Consider the following 17,408-nt stretch of genomic DNA (forward strand, 5'->3'; position numbering starts at 1 on the left):
TCGCGGTCGTGATCGGCGCTCATCGTCTGCACCTCTTCCGGATGAGATCTCCCCGATTGCATGCGTTGCCGTTCATGCGCAGCACGAGAGCAGTGACGGGTCGGTGGTGAAGGACTTCGCGGCGATCCGGATGCCTTCGGTCATGGTCAGGTAGGGGGCCCAGGCGTCGGCGACTTCGGCGATGGTCTTGCCGAGCACGTGGACGCCTGCGGCGGCGAGTTCCCCGGCGTCCTTGGCGACGGCGGTGAGGCCGAGGATCTCGCTCGTATCGGCGTTCACGACGATCTTGATGAACCCGCGGGTGTCGCGGTTGATCACCGCCCGGGGCACATACTCCAGGGGCAGCACGCGGCAGTCGCAGCGGATCCCCGCGGCGACGACCTCCTTCTCGGTCATCCCGACCGCGCCGATCGCCGGTCCGGTGAACGTCACCCGCGGCAGATGGGAGTAGTCGACGGACCGGTCGGCGTCGGCGAACGCGTTCTCGGCAACGAGGGTGCCGTGGTGGGCCGCGACGTAGACGAACTCCGGGTGCCCGGTCACGTCGCCCGCGGCCCAGATCCGCGGGTTCGACGACTGCAGATGGTCGGAGACGACCACCTCGCCGGAGTCCCCGGTCTTCACCCCGACCGCATCGAGGTTCAAGCCGTCGGTGACGGGACGGCGTCCGAGGGCGACGAGCACCTGGTCGGCGCGGAACTCCTGCGAGCCGCCGGACACGTCCGCGGTAACCACGACCTGCCCGGTCGCCGCGTCCCGGGACACCCGGGTCGGCACCGCGCGGCGGACCACCCGGATGCCCTCGTCGGCGAACACCTCCTGCAGTGTCCGGGACACCTCCGGCTCCTCCTTCGACGCGAGCCGGGACCGCACCAGCACGGTGACCTGGGAGCCGAGGCGGGCGAACAGCTGCGTCTGCTCCAGGGCGACGTAGCCGCCGCCGAGCACCAGCATCGACTCGGGGACCTCGGTCAGGTCCATCGCCGTGGTCGAGGTCAGGTACCCGGCCTCGTCCAGGCCGTCGATCGGCGGAGCCCACGGCCGCGCACCGGTGGCGACCAGGTAGTGCTCGGCCTCGATCGTCTCGACCGCTCCGTCTGCGGCGGTGACCTCCAACACCGGCGCGTCCGGGGTGCCCGCGAACCCGGCGTCTCCCCGCCGGACGTGCCACCCGTATGAATCGGCGACGTCGGCGTACTTCTCGCCCCGCATCGTCTCGACCAACGCCTGCTTCCCGGCGATCAGCGCGGGCATGTCCACTGGGCCTGCCGTCGTCGCGATCCCCGGGAACCGGTCGGCGGCGTCGGCGGCGACGTGCCGTGCATCGGCGGCGGCGATGAGGGCCTTCGACGGCACGCAGCCCGTGTTCACGCAGGTGCCGCCGAGCGTGCCACGCTCGATCATCACCACCGACTTCCCGAGCATGGTCGCGCGAATCGCGGCGGCGAACGCTCCGCCGCCCGATCCGATGATGGCGAGATCGTACTTCGTAGGCATCGCTGCTCCCGTCAAGGCTTGGACTTCTGTTCCGTTTCAGCCATACTGGACCTTCCAGTGCAGGGGAAGGTCAAGCGTGGCCCCTGCCGAATGATCGGAGGCCGCAATGCGCATCGGAGAACTCGCCGAACGCGCGGGCACCACCTCGAAGACGCTCCGGTTCTACGAAGAGCAGGGACTGCTGCCCCCGGCCGACCGGACGCCATCCGGGTACCGCGACTACGCGCCCGACGCCGTCGCCCGGATCGACTTCGTTCACCGTGGCCAGGCCGCAGGCCTCACCCTCGCCCAGATCCGCCAAATCCTCGACATCCGCGACAGCGGCCACGCGCCCTGCGAGCACGTGCGAGACCTCCTCGACGCGCGCCTGGCCGAGATCGAGCAGCAGATCGCCCAGCTCACCGCCCTGCACGGCACCATCGCCGACCTCCGGCACGACGCCGCGCACCCGGACCCCGACACATGCAGCCCAGACCAGGTCTGCCGGTACCTGTAGAGGGACGCGGACCGAGAAAACGAGAGCCATAACACGAACATGCGCTACGAAAATCCGCTGTACTTCGCGGAAGAGGCCGCTCAGCTGGACCTCATTGCGGACGGCCGCGTTGCACTGGGCGTGAGCCGGGGATCCCCCGAACCGGCGCTGCGCGGGTGGGAGTCGTTCGGCTACACCGGCTCGGAGGACCCCCGCGGCGCGGACACTGCCCGTGAGCACTTCGAGAAGTTCATGCGCGCCATCAAGGGTGAACCCATGACCTACGCGGATCCCGCTCAGTACGGCGCCGGAGCCAAGCTGGCCATAGAACCGCAGTCGCCCGGTCTGGCCGAGCGCATCTGGTGGGGTGCAGGATCGGCCAAGACCGCCGAGTGGGCGGGGGAGCAGGGCGTGAACCTCATGAGTTCCACGCTGCTCACCGAGGCCAACGAGGGTTCCTTCGCGGAGCAGCAGGCCGAACAGTTGCGCCGCTATCGCGAAGCCTTCCGCGCTGCTGATCACACTCGCACGCCGCGCACCTCCGTCAGCCGCAGCGTGTTCCCGATCGTGGGTCCCGAGGACGAGATCTTCTCTTACATGGGTGCCCGGGAATCGCGTGACCAGGTGGGAGTGATCGACGGGTTTACCTCCGTCTTTGGGCGCACCTATGCGGGTTCGCCGGACACCTTGGTGGAGCAGCTGAAGCAGGATCAGGCCGTGATGGAGTCCGACACCCTGACGCTCACGATTCCCAGCCAGCTGGGCCCCGAGCTGAACCTGCGGATCCTGGAGAACTTCGCTAAGTACGTCGCCCCCGAGCTCGGTTGGCAGCCGAATACTGAAGGCCCCGTGACGGGGTACGAGATTTCCTAAGCCGAGCTGGCGGCGTCGTCCCGTGGTCGGCATCGACGACGTCGCCAAGCTCACCTCCCCGGGGCCGCCCACCGCGCGTGGGCGGCCCCGGATTCACTTAAACTGGTGGGTATGTCCCTGCCGAAAATTGTGCTGTTCTATGTCTTCACCCCGCTGGCCGATCCTGATGCCATCAAGCTGTGGCAACAGAACCTCGCCGAACGCAGCAACGTGAAGGGGCGCATCATCGTCTCCGAGCAGGGGATCAACGCGACCGTGGGCGGGGACATCCATGACGTCAAGCGCTACGTGAAGGGCCTCAAGGAGTACGCACCGTTCAAGGACGCGGACATCAAATGGTCTGACGGGGTGGGGGACGACTTTCCACGGTTGAGCGTCAAGGTGCGGCCGGAATTGGTGACCTTCCACGCTCCCGATCCGATCACCGTGACTGAGGATGGCGTGCAGGGTGGCGGCACCCATCTGAAGCCGCACCAGTTGCACGAACTCATGGACCAGCACGGTGACGAGGTCGTGTTTTTCGACGGCCGCAACGCCTTGGAAGCCCAGATCGGCAAGTTCAGGGACGCGCTGGTCCCGGAGACGGATACCACCCGTGATTTCATCGACGAGATCGAATCGGGCAAGTACGACTCTTTCAAGGACAAGCCCGTGGTCACCTACTGCACCGGCGGGATCCGCTGCGAACTGCTCAGCGTGCTCATGAAGAACCGCGGTTTCCAGGACGTCTACCAATTGGACGGCGGGATTGTGCGTTACGGCGAGGCCTACGGGAATAAGGGCCTGTGGGACGGTTCGCTCTACGTGTTCGACAAGCGGATGCACATGGAATTCGAGCCCGGCGCGCAGTCCCTGGGCACGTGCGCCGAATGCGGTGAGCCCACGCCCCGCTATGTCAACTGCGCCGAACAGACGTGCCGTCAGTTGTTCCTGTGCTGCGAGTCCTGCACCGAATCGGGGGCGCGCGATCACTGCCCGGACTGCGTGCCGGTCGCGGCCTAACACGTATCGGTTCTCACGAGGATCCGTGCGTTCGGGAGCTTTGCCCCCGGGCGCCTCCTGCCTTCGGAGACTCCCCGCACGGAGCCTCGTACCCTGGAGGGCATGGCTCAGCCCACGACCCTCATGACCTTCGGCCACGGCACCGCGGACCGCGACGAGTTGGCCCGCTTGCTGCAGGGCGCGCACATCGAACGAATCGTGGACGTGCGCCGGTTCCCGGGCAGTCGCCGCAACGACGCCGCCGCGCGCGGGCAGATTGAAGAGCTCGCCCACGAGCTGGGTATCGAATATGTGTGGGATGAACGCCTGGGCGGTCGCCGCTCGCTCTCCAAAGCCGAGGACCAGCAATCACCGGACCAATGGTGGCGAGTCAAGGCCTTCCGCGCCTATGCCGCGTGGACCCGCAGCGAGGAATTCCGAGCCGGGATGGCCGACCTTCTGGGAGGGCTGGACGATAAACGTACGGCCGTGATGTGTTCGGAGTCCGTGTGGTGGCGTTGTCACAGGCGCATCATCTCGGATGTGGCCACCGCGAAGCACAGCGTGCGCGTGGTACATCTGATGCACAACGGAAAATTCACGGTGCACGAACCCAGCGAGGGATTGCGCCTGGACGAGCACGGAAACCCGGTGTGGGATGGAGCCAAAGCATGAGTCAGGACCAAGCGACCGTGGACGAGCCGAAGGTGACGGACGCCTCGATTACCCTGCTTCGCACTGGCGAGGTGAAGTCTCACAACTGGGGGTCATCGCGCGCGCTCAGGACGGCCGCAGTCAAGACGCCGCACGCTGGCCCGGTTCACTTGACCGCCACGGGTTTCGTGGGGGATGAGCAGGGGAACCTAAAACATCACGGTGGAACCGAGAAGGCCGTGTGTTGCTACCCGGCCGAGCATTACGACGCGTGGCGGGCTGAAGGGCTCGAGCTGCCCGATGGCGCGTTCTTCGAGAACCTCACCATCCGCGGCGCCACCGAGGACAAGGTGTTCCTGGGCGACGTGTACCGGGTGGGCAGTGCGGTCGTTCAAGTCACCCAACCGCGCCAACCCTGCGGCACGATCTCCAAGAAATGGTCCAACCCGGACCTACCCAAGCTCATGATGAGCACCAACCGCTGCGGTTACTACCTGCGCGTGCTCGAAGTAGGCGATGTCCAGGTCGGGGACCGCTTTGAGTTCGTGTCCCGGCTGCCGGACGCGGTGTCCTCGGCGTTCGTAAGCCGCATCATGAACGTGGAGCGCGGAGACCTGGCGGCCATGCGCGAGCTGCTCGAGGCCCCCGAATTTCCGGATCGCTGGCGCAAGCAGCTGCGACGTCGTTTGGGCGAAAGCGTCTGAGTAACCGCGAGCCTCGCGCTTGGTGCTGACCGGACCTCAGACCGGTACTACTTGGCCATCCACTCAGCAGCCCGGTCCTGTTCGGATCAGATCAGCTCCAGCGGTCCCGGCTGATCCGGAGCGGGGAAAGCCACATCGATGGCGCGGAGGTCCTCCGTGCTCAGTTGCAGCTCGAGCGCACGGGCATTGTCCTCCACATGCTCCACCGTGGACGCCTTGGGAATCGCGATTGTGTTGCCGTCCCGGATGGCCCACGCCAGAAGCAGCTGCGCGACGGTCGAATCGTGCTTCTCGGCAATGTCTTGAAGCGAAGAATCGCCGAGCAGCTCACCCTGTCCCACCGGGGAGTACGCCATGGCTACGATCTCCCGCTGCTTCATGGCGGGGAACAGGTCGAGTTCCGGACCCCGGCTCGAGGGATTGTAGAGCACCTGGTTGACCAGCGGGTTCTCCGGGTAGCTCTCCAACTCCGCCAGATCAACGTTGGACACGCCCCAGTCGCCGATCAACCCGCGGTCCACGAGCCGTTCGAAGGCCATGAGCGTTTCCTCCACCGGATATGAGCCCGGCCAGTGCAGCAAATACAGGTCGATGTGGTCGAGTCCCAGGTGTCGTAGGCTGCGCTCGCAGGCCTCCTCGGTTCCCTTGGCCGATGCATTGGACGGCAGCACCTTGTCCACCAGGTACACGTCATCGCGGATCGGCGCGATTGCCTCACCCACGAGTTTTTCGGAGCGCCCGCTGCCGTACATCTCCGCCGTGTCGATCAGCGTGAGGCCCAGCTCCACACCCCGGCGTAGCGTGCTGATTTCGGCCTCGCGGGTAGCGGTAGAGTCGCCAATGTTCCACGCTCCCTGTCCGATCGCGGTCAGTTGAGTGCCGTCGGACAGTTCTACGATGCGATTCACGATTTCTCCTGAGCCAGGGGACGGGGTGGACACCACGCTAGGGTCTCGGGTGAACCTCCGCAATCACTGTTCGGTTCAACACGCGAAGAGGACTCAGTCATGGCAACCCCCGAATCGGACACACCGCTCCTGCCGCACCCCCTCACGGGCCAGTCGTTCCCGTCGCCCGTTCCTCCGGGCGCGGGCTGGCCCGAGGACCCCGCCTCGCCGGACACACCCGTCGGGCACGACGCCGCTGCGGTGCGGGCGCTCGCGGACGGCACGAGCGGCGTCGGCGAACTCAACGCTCTGTGCAGCGTGTGCCGGGCGTGCGAGCGGTTGGTCGAGTGGCGGGAGAGCGTGGCCGAGCACAAGCGTGCTTCGTTCGCGAGTGAGCCGTACTGGGGCCGACCGGTGCCGTCCTATGGGGACCCGAACGCAAGGCTGGTCATCGTGGGCCTGGCACCCGCGGCCAACGGTGGAAACCGGACCGGGCGCATGTTCACGGGCGACCGTGCGGGCGATTGGCTCTATGCGGCGCTGTATCGGGCCGGTTTTGCGGCTCACGAAACGGTGACCACCGCGGGAGATGGACAACGTCTGCGTGGCGTTCGCATGATCGCACCCGTCCGCTGCGCTCCACCGGCCAATAAACCGCTACCCGCGGAGAAAGCGGCGTGCAGCGGATGGTTCGACCGCGAATTTACCCTCTTGCCCGATGTTGAGGGGATCATGGCGCTGGGTGGCATTGCATGGCAGACCACGTTGGCCGCTGCCGTGCGGATGGGCTGGGAGGTGCCCAAACCGCGACCCAAGTTCGGCCACGGGGCCGTCGCTGAGCTGCTGCGACCGGACGGTCAGCCCGTTCGGCTCGTCGGTTGCTATCACGTGAGCCAGCAGAACACGTTCACCGGGCGGCTGACCGAGCCCATGCTCGATCAAGCCCTCGCACTCGCGGCGGGGGAGACGTACGGATCAGGGTTGTCCGACAACGCTGCGGAGTCCGATGAGCCGGACCATCCGTAACGCTGGTGGTGGTCGGCCAGGGTCGACCGGGGTGCCCGGTGCTGACGGTAAACTCCGAGGAATGAGTGTGTGCCCCTGCGGCGGAATTCCCGCCGGTGCGTCCTATGAACAGTGCTGCGAACCGGCACTGAGCAATCAGCGCTGGCCCGAGACGGCCGAGGCTTTGATGCGCTCGCGGTACACGGCCTTCGCGCTGGGCAACCAGGACCACCTGTTCCGGACCTGGCACCCGTCGACCCGCCCGTCGGAGGTCTCCGCGGATCCGAGCACGGAGTGGTTGGGCCTGACCATCCACGAGACGGAGGCGGGGCAAGCGAAGGATGAGAGCGGCGTCGTCGAATTCACAGCGCGCTATATCGCGGCGGGACGAGGGGACAGCGAGCACGAGGTGTCCCTGTTCCGCAAGCGTGCCGGCCGGTGGATGTACGTGGCGGCCATGACCGACGAAGAGCCGTGACCTCGAGGGTCCCGACTGCCGGACCGGGGATCAGCGCATTTTGTACAGCTTGATGCCCAGGGCGTGATCCACACCGGCGGACTGACCGGCTTCCGAGGTCATGCCCGTGATCATCTCCTGGGGATCCGGGTGGCTGCCCAGCGCCGAGAGGTACTGCTTGTGGCAGCGCAGTGATTCCACCGCGGCGTTGATATTGGCCTCGGAAAGCTCGATCGCGTAATCGGGCTCCACGCCGCTGACGATCAGACGGGTGACGCCCCAGGGTTCCAGGTTTTCTTCGTCCATGAGCTCACGGAAGACCCACGGATTGTCCGCGTCACGGATGGCGTCCAGCGTAGCTAGCCCGGCCACCCTGTGGTCCGCCTGATTGAGGCCCCACGCGGCCATCACGTCCCAATTGATGGTGACCACGGTATCCGGCTTGATCTTCCGGATCTCCCGGGCAATGCGTTTGCGGATGTCCAATCCGGATTCGAGCATGCCGTCCGGTAGATCCAGGATCGTGAGGTTTTCGACACCCACGGCTGCACAGGCGTCCCGCTGTTCCTGAGCTCTCAAAGGGCCGACATCGCTCGGATCCTGGTCTCGGATACCCGCCTCACCCGCGGTCAGCAACAGATAGGAGACGCTCGCTCCGCGCTCCACCCAGCGGGCCGCTGCGGCGGAACCGCCGTACTCCATGTCATCCGGGTGCGCGACCACGCACAGCACGTTCTGGACCTGGGAATCGTCGAAAATCGGAAGATCAGCCATGCTCTCAGCCTAGGCACGTGGACGCTCCGCGGCCAGGGATTCAGCCCCTGACGTTTACTATTCTGCGGCGTAGGGTGAAGTCATGGACGTTCAGATTGTCAAAGGTGACATCACCAAGGTTCAAGCAGACGCCATCGTCAACGCCGCCAACTCATCGCTACTCGGTGGCGGAGGAGTGGACGGTGCCATCCACCGAGCGGCCGGCAAGCAGCTGTTGGAAGAGTGCAAACGGTTGCGCGAAACCACTCTCAAGGACGGCCTCCCGTCGGGCCAGGCCGTGGCCACGGAGGGCTATAACCTTCCTGCGAAGTGGGTCATCCACACCGTAGGACCCGTCTTCGCCAAGAAAACCGACCGGAGCGACACCCTGGCCTCGTGCTACCGGGAGTCATTGCGCGTGGCGGACGAGATTGGTGCGAAGTCCGTGGCGTTCCCCGCCATCTCGGCCGGGATCTACGGGTGGCCGATGGACAACGCCACGGAGATCGCCGTGCGCACGGTGCAAGAAGCGGACACATCCGTGGAGACCGTCATTTTCGTGCCCTTCTCCAACGACGCCGAAGAAATGTTCCACGAAGCGCTCGGCCGCTGAGCAGACGGACCGGGGCCAAGCGTGAGGGGAGGATTGTGCAGAAAATCGCCACGATTTCTGCACAATCCTCCCCTCAGACTGCGTGCCTGCGGTTTCCTCACATCAGGCCGCTCACGTAGGGCCGGAAGCTTAGATCAGTCCCAGTTCCTTGACCGCAGTACGTTCCGACTCGAGCTCGGCCACGGACGCGTCGATGCGCGAGCGAGAGAACGCCGAAACATCCAGGTCTTCCACGATCGACCAGTCACCGTTGGACGTGGTCACCGGGAATGAGCTGACGAGCCCCTCCGGAACGCCATAGGAACCATCCGACACGACCGCCATCGACGTCCAATCACCCTCGGGGGTGCCGCGGAACAGATCGCGGGCGTGGTCCACCGTGGCCCCGGCGGCAGAGGCTGCGGATGAGGTGCCGCGCGCCGCCAGGATTTCCGCACCGCGCTTGGCAACCCGTGGAATGTACTCTTCCTCGACCCACGAGTGATCCACCAGATCCAGTGCGGGCTTGCCGGCCACCGTGGTGTGGCTCAGGTCCGGGTACTGCGTGGCGGAGTGGTTGCCCCAAATGGTCATGCGCTTGATGTCGGTCACGGGCGCCCCGGTCTGCTTGGACAACAGGGACTTAGCTCGGTTGTGGTCCAGCCGGGTGAGCGCACTGAAGCGGTCGGCGGGGATGTCCGGGGCGTTCTGCTGAGCAATCAAGGCGTTGGTGTTGGCGGGGTTTCCCGTGATCACCACCCGGATGTCGTCTGCGGCCACTTTGTTCAACGCAGCCCCCTGAGCGGTGAAGATGGCACCGTTGGCCTCCAGCAGGTCGCCGCGCTCCATTCCCTTGGTGCGCGGACGGGCACCCACGAGCAACGCGAAGTTGGCGCCGTCGAAGACCTTCTCGGGATCGTCACCGGTCTGCACATCGGCCAGCAAGGGGAACGCGCAGTCCATGAGCTCCATGACCACGCCGTCCAGGGCACCCAGTGCCTGGGGAATCTCCAGCAACTGCAATCGAACGGGCTGATCCGGTCCGAACAGGTCACCTTGAGAGATTCGGAACAACAAGCTGTAGCAGATCTGACCTGCGGCTCCGGTGACGGCAACGTTGACGGGTGCTGGACTCATGGATCCTCCTGAGGAGCGGGGTGACGCCGGTTTCGCGGGTGTTCAGTGACCTATGACACTAGCAGCGGGAAGTTCAGCGCACGGCTAAAGATGGCGACAGATGCTGACATGACGCGTGGCGCACAGCACAATGAAGACATGGCAACTACCGCATTTCAGGGAAACACCGTCCACACCTCCGGCGAACTGCCCGACGTGGGCACCACCGCACCCACCTTTGACCTGGTGGGTTCCGATCTCAGCCCCGTGACTTCCCAGGATTTCTCTGGCAAGCGCGTGGTCCTCAACATCTTCCCGTCGTTGGACACCGGCGTGTGCGCCCAGTCCGTGCGTGAGTTCAACAAGCGCGCGGCAGCACTCGACAACACCGCAGTGGTCTGCGTGTCCAAGGACCTGCCGTTCGCCCACGACCGTTTCTGCAGCGCCGAGGGCATCGAGAACGTCACCACCGGTTCCGCATTCCGCTCCAGCTTCGGCGAGGACTACGGCCTGGTTCAGACCGACGGCCCGCTCGAAGGCCTGCTGGCTCGCGCCGTCGTGGTTCTCAACGAAAACGGTGAGGTGGTCTACACCCAGCTCGTCGACGAAATCACCGACGAGCCCGATTACGACGCCGCTGAGGACGTCTTGTCCTAAGCAGTCACCTTTGTGGGGCGGGGCCTTTCGGCCCCGCCCCTTTTTCGTGCCCGGTTCCTCGACGTGGTGAACCACGGCGAGAATGACGCCGCCGCGCCGCCCCCGAAGAGGCGACGCGGCGGCGTCGTCGATCTGGAAACGCGCTACGCGATCAGGCGCTGAGCGAATCCACGATCTTGTTGAGCGTGGCCGAGGGGCGCATCACGTTGGAGGCCTTCTCGTTGCTGGGCCAGTAGTAACCGCCGATATCGGCCGGCGAACCCTGAACCTCGAGCAGTTCCTTCACGATGGTGTCCTCGTTGGAGCGCAGCTCCGAAGCGACCTTCTCGAAGGCCTTGGCCAACTCGGCGTCCTCGGTCTGCTTGGCCAGTTCCTCGGCCCAGAAGAGCGCGAGGTAGAAGTGCGAGCCGCGGTTGTCGAGCTCGCCGGCCTTGCGGGACGGGGACTTGTTCTCGTTGAGGAACGTGCCCGTGGCGCGGTCCAGCGTGTCCGCCAGAACCTGAGCCTTGGGGTTGTCGTAACGAGTGGCCAGGTGCTCGAAGGAGGCAGCCAGGGCGAGGAACTCACCCAGGGAATCCCAGCGGAGGTGGTTTTCCTCGACGAGCTGCTGCACGTGCTTGGGAGCGGAACCACCGGCACCGGTCTCGAACAGACCGCCGCCGTTCATCAGCGGAACGATGGACAGCATCTTGGCGGAAGTGCCCAGTTCCAGAATGGGGAACAGGTCGGTGAGGTAGTCACGCAGCACGTTGCCGGTCACGGAGATGGTGTCCTCGCCGCGGCGGATGCGCTCGATGGTGAACGTGGTGGCGTCCACGGGGGAGAGGATGCGGATGTCCAGACCGTCGGTGTCCTCGTCGGCCAGGTACTGGTTGACCTTTTCGATGAGGTTGCGGTCGTGGGCGCGGGACTCGTCCAACCAGAACACGGCCGGCATGCCGGACTCGCGCGAACGGCGAACGGCCAACTGGACCCAGTCCTTGATGGGAGCATCCTTGGCCTGGCACGCGCGCCAGATGTCACCGGGCTGAACCTCGTGGGACATCAGGACCTCGCCGGCCTGGTTGACGACCTGCACGGTGCCGGCCTTCTCGATCTCGAAGGTCTTGTCGTGCGAGCCGTACTCCTCGGCCTTCTGCGCCATGAGGCCCACGTTGGGAACGGTGCCCATGGTGGTGGGGTCGTAGGCGCCGTTGGCGCGGCAGTCCTCGATCACGGCCTGGTACACACCGGCGTAGGAGGAGTCCGGCAGCACTGCCAGGGTGTCCTCCTGCTGGCCTTCACGGCCCCACATCTTGCCGGAGGTGCGGATCATGGCGGGCATGGAAGCGTCCACGATCACGTCAGAAGGCACGTGCAGGTTGGTGATGCCCTTGTCCGAGTTCACGTACGCCAGCTCGGGGCCGTTGTTGATGCCCTCTTCGATGGCGGCCTTGATCTTGTCGCCGTCAGCCACGTTGGCCAGACCGGACAGGATGCCGCCCAGGCCGTCGTTGGGGGACAGCCCGGCCTGAGCCAGCTGATCGCCGTACTGGGCGAAGACCTCGGGGAAGAACGCCTTGACCACGTGGCCGAAGATGATGGGGTCAGAGACCTTCATCATGGTGGCCTTGAGGTGGGTCGAGAACAGCACGTCCTCTTCCTTGGCGCGGGCCACCTGGGCCTTGAGGAACTCGTCCAGAGCAGCGGCGCTCATGAAGGTGGAGTCGACCACTTCACCCTTGAGCACGGGCACGGATTCCTTGAGCACCTCGGTGCCCTGATCGGTGACCAGCTGAATCTTGAGGGTGTCATCGGCGGGCATGACCACGGACTGCTCGTTGGCGCGGAAGTCGTTCTGACCCATAGTCGCCACGTTGGTCTTGGAATCAGCGGACCATTCGCCCATGGAATGGGGGTGCTTCTTGGCGTAGTTCTTCACGGCCTTGGGAGCACGGCGGTCCGAGTTGCCCTCGCGCAGCACGGGGTTCACTGCGGAGCCCTTGACCTTGTCGTAGCGGGCGCGGGTGTCCTTGTCCTCATCCGTCACGGCCTCTTCCGGGTAATCCGGAATGTCGTAGCCGGCGGCCTGGAGCTCGGCGATGGCTGCCTTGAGCTGCGGGATGGACGCGGAAATGTTGGGAAGCTTCACGATGTTGGCTTCCGGGGTCTTGGCCAGCTCGCCCAGTTCGGTGAGGGCATCGGCCACGCGCTGCTCTTCGGTCAGGCGATCCGGGAACTGAGCGGCAATGCGGCCGGCCAGGGAAATGTCCCGGGTCTCCACCTCAACACCAGCGGTGGACGCGAAGGCCTCGACCACGGGCTTGAAGGAATAGGTGGCGAGCAGGGGCGCCTCATCCGTCTTGGTGTAGATGATCTTGGGCATGGGGCAATGACTCCTTGGTTTGACGGTCACTGGACTGCCCACCAGCCTACCCCGTGGTGGGGGCCACACCCGTTGAGTTTCATTCGTGGACCAGCACCGGATTGGAGCCGAATATCAGGCTTCCGGGTGCTCCAGATCCTCCTGTGCCTCCACGGCCAGAGCCAGTCCGGCACCGGAGTACAGGTTGATCACCGTGTTCACGCCCAGCTTCTCCAACTCGGCGACCTGATCCTCGTACTGTGCCACCGCGGCTACGCGGCCGGAGAAATCGGATTTGTGGAGTTCGTGCAGCGCGGACAGGTTGGCATCGTGGAACGGCATGGCGAGCACCGCGACTTTCACGTGGCCCGTTGCGGAGATCCGGTCCCACACGTCCGCGTCCGTGGCGTCCGCATTTTCGACATCGTAGCCACGCTCCCACAGGTGGTGCGCCCTCACGGGGTCGATCTCGAGCCCGACGACCTTGTGCGAGGTCGTTACCGTGAACTCGTCATAGGTGGCGGTACCCACCCGCCCCATGCCCAGGACCAGGACGTCCGCGCGAGTCAGATCCAGGGGACGGTCCTCGGGGTGCAGCTGATCCTCGGGTGCTTCCGGGACAGAGCGAAGCAGGGCGGTGGTGATCAGGCTGCCGCGACGGTTGAGCACCGTGGACACCACGAAGCTCAGGGCCACCGCACACGCGAGCATGACCAGCCAGTCGTCGTCGAGCTGCCCGGAGGCCACCGCCGTGGCGCCCACGATGAGAGCGAACTCGGAATAATTGGCCAGGGCGAGCGCCCCGCGGACTGCCGTGCGCCGTCGTAGCCCGCACAACGTGAGCACGGCGGCCATGATGGCGGACTGCAAGGGGATCAACAGGCACAGGATGACGGCCATGATGACCATTTCCAGGCTGGGCAACCCGTAGAAGCCGATGCTCACGAAGAACCCCACGAGCAACAGGTCTTTGACCGTGAGAATCGACTTGGCCAGGTCCCGGGCCAGGGGATGGGAGGCCAAGAGCACGCCCACCAGGAGAGCACCGAGATCACCCTTGAGTCCCGTGACGGTGAAGGCCCACCAGCCCGGAACGAGCGCCATGACCACGCCGAACAAGGCCAGCAACTCGCCGTGACCCAACCGGGACCACAGCTTTCGTGCGAGCCGGGTCACGGGCCATAACAGTGCAAGCACCAGCAGTGCCCAAGGAGAGGGGAGGTGGCCGCTGGAAATGGTCAGATACAGCACCGCCGCGATGTCTTGAAGCACCAGGATGCCCACGGCGACTCGCCCATACAGCGAGTTCGACTCGCCGCGCTCGTCCAGGATCTTGACCACCAGAACGGTCGAGGAGAACGACAGTGCAAAGGCCACCAGCAGCACGGTGCCGAGAGTTTCGCCAGCCAGTTCCAGGCCCGCGAGCATCATGAGCCACAGGACCCCCGCGCTGGCCAGGGCACTGATGACCATGTGAATGCCACCGGCGGCCCACACCTCTTTACCCAAAAGAGTCCGGACGTCGAGTTTCAGCCCGATCCCGAACAAGAGCAGCGTGACACCGAGTTCGGACAGCAGCTCCAGTTCGTCCAGGCGCTCGACGCCCAGCCCGTTGAGCAGAAACCCTGCGGCCAAGAACCCGAGCAGGGGTGGCAGCCGAATCAGATGTGCGAACGCCCCCAGCCCCATGACCACCACCAGATAGACGGCCACGGTGGTCATGGCTCAGTCGACCTTGGTCAAGGGGCGGGCCGGGGGCGTCATGTCCGGTTACCGGCTGAGGGTGTCCTGGATTCGCGCGCGTTCCTTCTCGAGTTTGCGCACGCGGTGGCCCAGCGTGAACATGCGCACCGATCCCACGAGCGCCATGACCAGCGCACCCGCCACGGCGGAGAGCAGCATGGCCACACCGAGCGGCAAGCTGAACTGCCACGCCATGTATTCGAATCGTGTGGACACGTTGTTCTGGATGATGAAGATCAAAAGCAGGATCAGGATGATCACGCCCAGGATCAGCGCGGCCCACACGATGCCGGACACGCCGCGCTTCTTGGGCCCGTCCAGAGTGGGATCGGTTGCGCGCGCGGTGCGATTGTCGTGTTGGTCGCCGCGGGTCGTTTCCACCGACGACGACGCCGCGCGGTCGCGTTCCGCGCTGCGGTCTCCTGCGTTTTGTGGGCTCGAGTCGAAGGGTTCACCGGTCTCCGACGGATCACGCCGAGGCTGTACGGGGTCCTGCGGGTGCTGAGTCATGTCGATTCCTCCCGGTAGCAGTACTTGTTGTGACCAGCGTAGTCACAGGATGAGTCAAGAGAGACAGGAGCCGTGGTCAGAACGGATTTCGTTTCAATCAAGCCCCTCGTGTTTCGAGATTGTGACTAATGAGTAACGAATGAGGCGGATTTGTCGGACACGGACAACTAGTAGGCGTGTTCATGGTGAACGACCGGTAACCTAGATCTCACTTGTGAGGTGAAACACACTTCACGCTCAACTCATCCAATTCGCGGGTGGAAGCACACCGTGGTGCCCCACCGATCGTGACACCACACCAGGAGAGATACCGTCATGGGAAATTACACCTTTAAAGGCAAGGCAGCTGTCTCAGTCGCTGCCATTGCCGCACTGGCACTGTCAGGCTGCGCCAACGTTGGCGGCGGCGGAGAAGAAAACGGCGGGGGTGAAGGAGAAGGTCAAGAAGGCGGCGTGGTCACCGTTGCCGAGACCAACGCATTCACTGCAGTCAACAACGCCACGGCGGCGACCAACCTGGACATCAACGGCAAGATTGCGAACGCTACGCGCGAAGGCTTCATCTATGTGAACCCCGCGCAGGAAATTGTGCCCAATGAGGGCTTTGGCAGCTACGAGAAGACTTCCGACGATCCCTTGACCGTCGAGTACACACTGAACGATCCGGAGTGGTCCGACGGCAACGCCATCGACAAGGCCGACATCATCCTCTGGTGGTCGATCCTGTCCGGCTACCACAACGATGAGGACGCCGAGGCCGAAACGGGTACCAAGTACTTCAATATCGCAGGTTCCACGGACATCATGGGCAAAACCGACAAGCCCGAGTTCTCCGAGGACGGCAAGTCCTTCACCATTACCTACGAGGAACCTCAGTCCGACTGGGAAATCGCCTTTGACAACGATTACCTGCAGCCGGCCCACGTGGTTGCTGAGCAGGCGGGCATGACCGAGGACGAACTCCTCAAGACCCTGGAGGACTCGCCCGAAGGTAATCCTGAGGATCCGCAGGAACGTCCCGAACTCGAAGAGATCGGCAAGACCTGGGCCGAGGCCTTCCAGTTCTCGGACAAGCCGGAGGACGAGAGCCTGTTGGTCTCCAACGGCCCGTACAAGATCAACGACATCGTCGAGAACAACTCCGTGACCCTGGTCAAGAACGATAGCTACACCGGTGACAACGCTGGCAAGCTCGATGAAATCACGGTGCGCACCATTGGTGACGCAACCGCTCAGATCCAGGCGCTGCGCAACGGCGAAGTCGACATCATGGCCCCGGGCAACGTCAACAAGGACACCATCGATCAGGTGAACGAGTTGGACAACGTGGAAGTCATCCAGGGCGGCCAGCTTGCCTACGACCACCTGGACCTGAACTTCGGCGCGGACACCTTTGAGGATCAAGCAGTCCGAGAGGCATTCCTGAAGACCGTTCCGCGTCAGCAGATCGTCGATCAGCTCATCAAGCCGGTCAACGACGAGGCCTCCGTGCTGAACTCCCAGATGTGGGTCACCAGCCAGAAAGAGTACGGGAAGACCACCGAGGAGAACCAGGCAGAAGACCTCTACGGTGACGTCGATATCGACGGCGCCAAGGAACTGCTCGATGGCAAGACCCCGACCGTGCGAATTCTCTACAACAACGAGAACCCGCTGCGCGTGGATACTTTCCAGCTGATCAAGGAATCCGCAGAGCAGGCCGGCTTCAAGGTTGAGGACTTGGGTGACCCCAACTGGTCGGAGAAGCTCGCGGACGGTGACTACGATGCATCGCTGTTCGGCTGGGTCTCCCCGGGTGTGGGCACCGAAATGTTGTCCCAGATCTTCAAGACCGGCGGTGGCGGTAACTACACCAAGTACTCCAACCCCGAGGTGGACAAGCTCACCGACGAGGCTCGTTCCAACCTGGACAAGGACGCTCGAGATGAGCAGATTGTCCAGATCGACAAGCACACCTTCGAGGACGGCTACGGTCTGCCGCTGTTCCAGTCCCCGGGCTTCTTCGGAGTGTCCGACCAGATCGACGGTGTGACCGAATACCAGCCCAACCAGGACGGCGTGTTCTGGAACGTGTGGGAGTGGTCGCGTAAGTAAGGCGCACGAGCTCACTTGAAGGAGCTAACCGTCTAGCGTGCATGGCGTGTTGCGAGTCCGTGGGAA

At 64.3% G+C, this 17,408-nt stretch carries 17 protein-coding genes; 10 read left to right on the forward strand and 7 right to left on the reverse strand.

All coding sequences use genetic code 11. The annotated features are described in order from the left end of the window. Positions 1–72 precede the first annotated feature (72 nt). Entirely contained in the window at positions 73–1,497 is a 1,425-nt protein-coding gene (gene merA, locus RF638_RS04480; protein ID WP_035123389.1) for a mercury(II) reductase, read from the reverse strand. Positions 1,498–1,603: 106 nt separating this feature from the next. Between merA and RF638_RS04485 the strand changes: the two genes are divergently transcribed. The 5 genes from RF638_RS04485 (at position 1,604) to RF638_RS04505 (ending at position 5,184) form a co-directional block, all read left to right on the forward strand. Then, positions 1,604–1,993 carry a heavy metal-responsive transcriptional regulator gene (locus RF638_RS04485; RefSeq protein WP_042529932.1) on the forward strand — a complete coding sequence of 130 codons (390 nt, stop codon included), beginning with the start codon at positions 1,604–1,606 and terminating at the stop codon, positions 1,991–1,993. A 39-nt stretch (positions 1,994–2,032) separates the two neighbouring features. Then, positions 2,033–2,845: an LLM class flavin-dependent oxidoreductase gene (locus RF638_RS04490; RefSeq protein ID WP_129700013.1), complete on the forward strand. Its 813-nt coding sequence runs from the start codon at positions 2,033–2,035 to the stop codon at positions 2,843–2,845. Positions 2,846–2,956: 111 nt separating this feature from the next. Beyond that, positions 2,957–3,847, forward strand: coding sequence for a rhodanese-related sulfurtransferase (locus RF638_RS04495; protein ID WP_368841518.1), 891 nt, complete (start codon positions 2,957–2,959; stop codon positions 3,845–3,847). Positions 3,848–3,949: 102 nt separating this feature from the next. Continuing rightward, the gene (locus tag RF638_RS04500) at positions 3,950–4,501 is read left to right on the forward strand and encodes a DUF488 family protein (RefSeq protein ID WP_095797489.1); all 552 of its coding nucleotides are present in this window, start codon (positions 3,950–3,952) and stop codon (positions 4,499–4,501) included. Beyond that, entirely contained in the window at positions 4,498–5,184 is a 687-nt protein-coding gene (locus tag RF638_RS04505; RefSeq protein WP_129700011.1) for an MOSC domain-containing protein, read from the forward strand. Before RF638_RS04500 ends, RF638_RS04505 begins: the two co-directional genes overlap by 4 nt. 86 nt (positions 5,185–5,270) lie before the next feature. Here RF638_RS04505 and RF638_RS04510 read toward each other — a convergent pair whose 3' ends face one another. Further along, complete coding sequence (locus tag RF638_RS04510; protein WP_095797487.1) at positions 5,271–6,092, reverse strand: aldo/keto reductase; 822 nt, start codon at positions 6,090–6,092, stop codon at positions 5,271–5,273. A 99-nt stretch (positions 6,093–6,191) separates the two neighbouring features. Here RF638_RS04510 and RF638_RS04515 point away from each other — a divergent pair, with 99 nt between their 5' ends. Together RF638_RS04515 and RF638_RS04520 are read left to right on the forward strand one after the other, a co-directional pair. Next, the gene (locus RF638_RS04515; protein WP_368841519.1) at positions 6,192–7,097 is read left to right on the forward strand and encodes a uracil-DNA glycosylase; all 906 of its coding nucleotides are present in this window, start codon (positions 6,192–6,194) and stop codon (positions 7,095–7,097) included. 61 nt (positions 7,098–7,158) lie between these two features. Beyond that, on the forward strand, positions 7,159–7,554 hold the full coding sequence (locus RF638_RS04520) for a YchJ family protein (protein WP_368841520.1): 396 nt from the start codon (positions 7,159–7,161) through the stop codon (positions 7,552–7,554). Positions 7,555–7,584: 30 nt separating this feature from the next. Here the strand turns inward: RF638_RS04520 and RF638_RS04525 are convergent, their stop codons facing one another. Then, a complete protein-coding gene (locus tag RF638_RS04525; protein ID WP_095797484.1) occupies positions 7,585–8,307 on the reverse strand; it encodes a PIG-L deacetylase family protein in 723 nt (240 codons plus the stop codon). Between the two features lie 82 nt (positions 8,308–8,389). Between RF638_RS04525 and RF638_RS04530 the strand changes: the two genes are divergently transcribed. Beyond that, positions 8,390–8,899, forward strand: coding sequence for an O-acetyl-ADP-ribose deacetylase (locus RF638_RS04530; RefSeq protein ID WP_129700007.1), 510 nt, complete (start codon positions 8,390–8,392; stop codon positions 8,897–8,899). A gap of 129 nt (positions 8,900–9,028) precedes the next feature. Here RF638_RS04530 and RF638_RS04535 read toward each other — a convergent pair whose 3' ends face one another. Beyond that, entirely contained in the window at positions 9,029–10,015 is a 987-nt protein-coding gene (locus RF638_RS04535) for a malate dehydrogenase (protein WP_368841521.1), read from the reverse strand. A 138-nt stretch (positions 10,016–10,153) separates the two neighbouring features. On the opposite strand from RF638_RS04535, the gene tpx reads away from it, so the two are divergent. Then, positions 10,154–10,651, forward strand: a complete 498-nt coding sequence (gene tpx, locus RF638_RS04540; protein ID WP_095797481.1) for a thiol peroxidase — start codon at positions 10,154–10,156, stop codon at positions 10,649–10,651. A 151-nt stretch (positions 10,652–10,802) separates the two neighbouring features. On the opposite strand, the gene RF638_RS04545 is transcribed toward tpx, so the two are convergent. The 3 genes from RF638_RS04545 to RF638_RS04555 all read right to left on the reverse strand — a co-directional run bounded on the left by RF638_RS04545 (position 10,803) and on the right by RF638_RS04555 (position 15,248). Continuing rightward, on the reverse strand, positions 10,803–13,016 hold the full coding sequence (locus RF638_RS04545) for an NADP-dependent isocitrate dehydrogenase (protein ID WP_095797480.1): 2,214 nt from the start codon (positions 13,014–13,016) through the stop codon (positions 10,803–10,805). Positions 13,017–13,130: 114 nt separating this feature from the next. Then, positions 13,131–14,717 (reverse strand): cation:proton antiporter family protein, encoded by a 1,587-nt coding sequence (locus tag RF638_RS04550; RefSeq protein ID WP_129700001.1) that lies wholly within the window; start codon positions 14,715–14,717, stop codon positions 13,131–13,133. 48 nt (positions 14,718–14,765) lie between these two features. Next, positions 14,766–15,248 carry a lipopolysaccharide assembly LapA domain-containing protein gene (locus RF638_RS04555; RefSeq protein ID WP_129699999.1) on the reverse strand — a complete coding sequence of 161 codons (483 nt, stop codon included), beginning with the start codon at positions 15,246–15,248 and terminating at the stop codon, positions 14,766–14,768. A gap of 315 nt (positions 15,249–15,563) precedes the next feature. On the opposite strand from RF638_RS04555, the gene RF638_RS04560 reads away from it, so the two are divergent. Continuing rightward, the gene (locus RF638_RS04560; protein ID WP_129699997.1) at positions 15,564–17,342 is read left to right on the forward strand and encodes an ABC transporter family substrate-binding protein; all 1,779 of its coding nucleotides are present in this window, start codon (positions 15,564–15,566) and stop codon (positions 17,340–17,342) included. Positions 17,343–17,408 lie beyond the last annotated feature (66 nt).

The sequence above is a fragment of the Kocuria sp. CPCC 205235 genome, from assembly GCF_040980905.1.
Taxonomy (GTDB): Bacteria; Actinomycetota; Actinomycetes; order Actinomycetales; family Micrococcaceae; genus Kocuria; species Kocuria carniphila.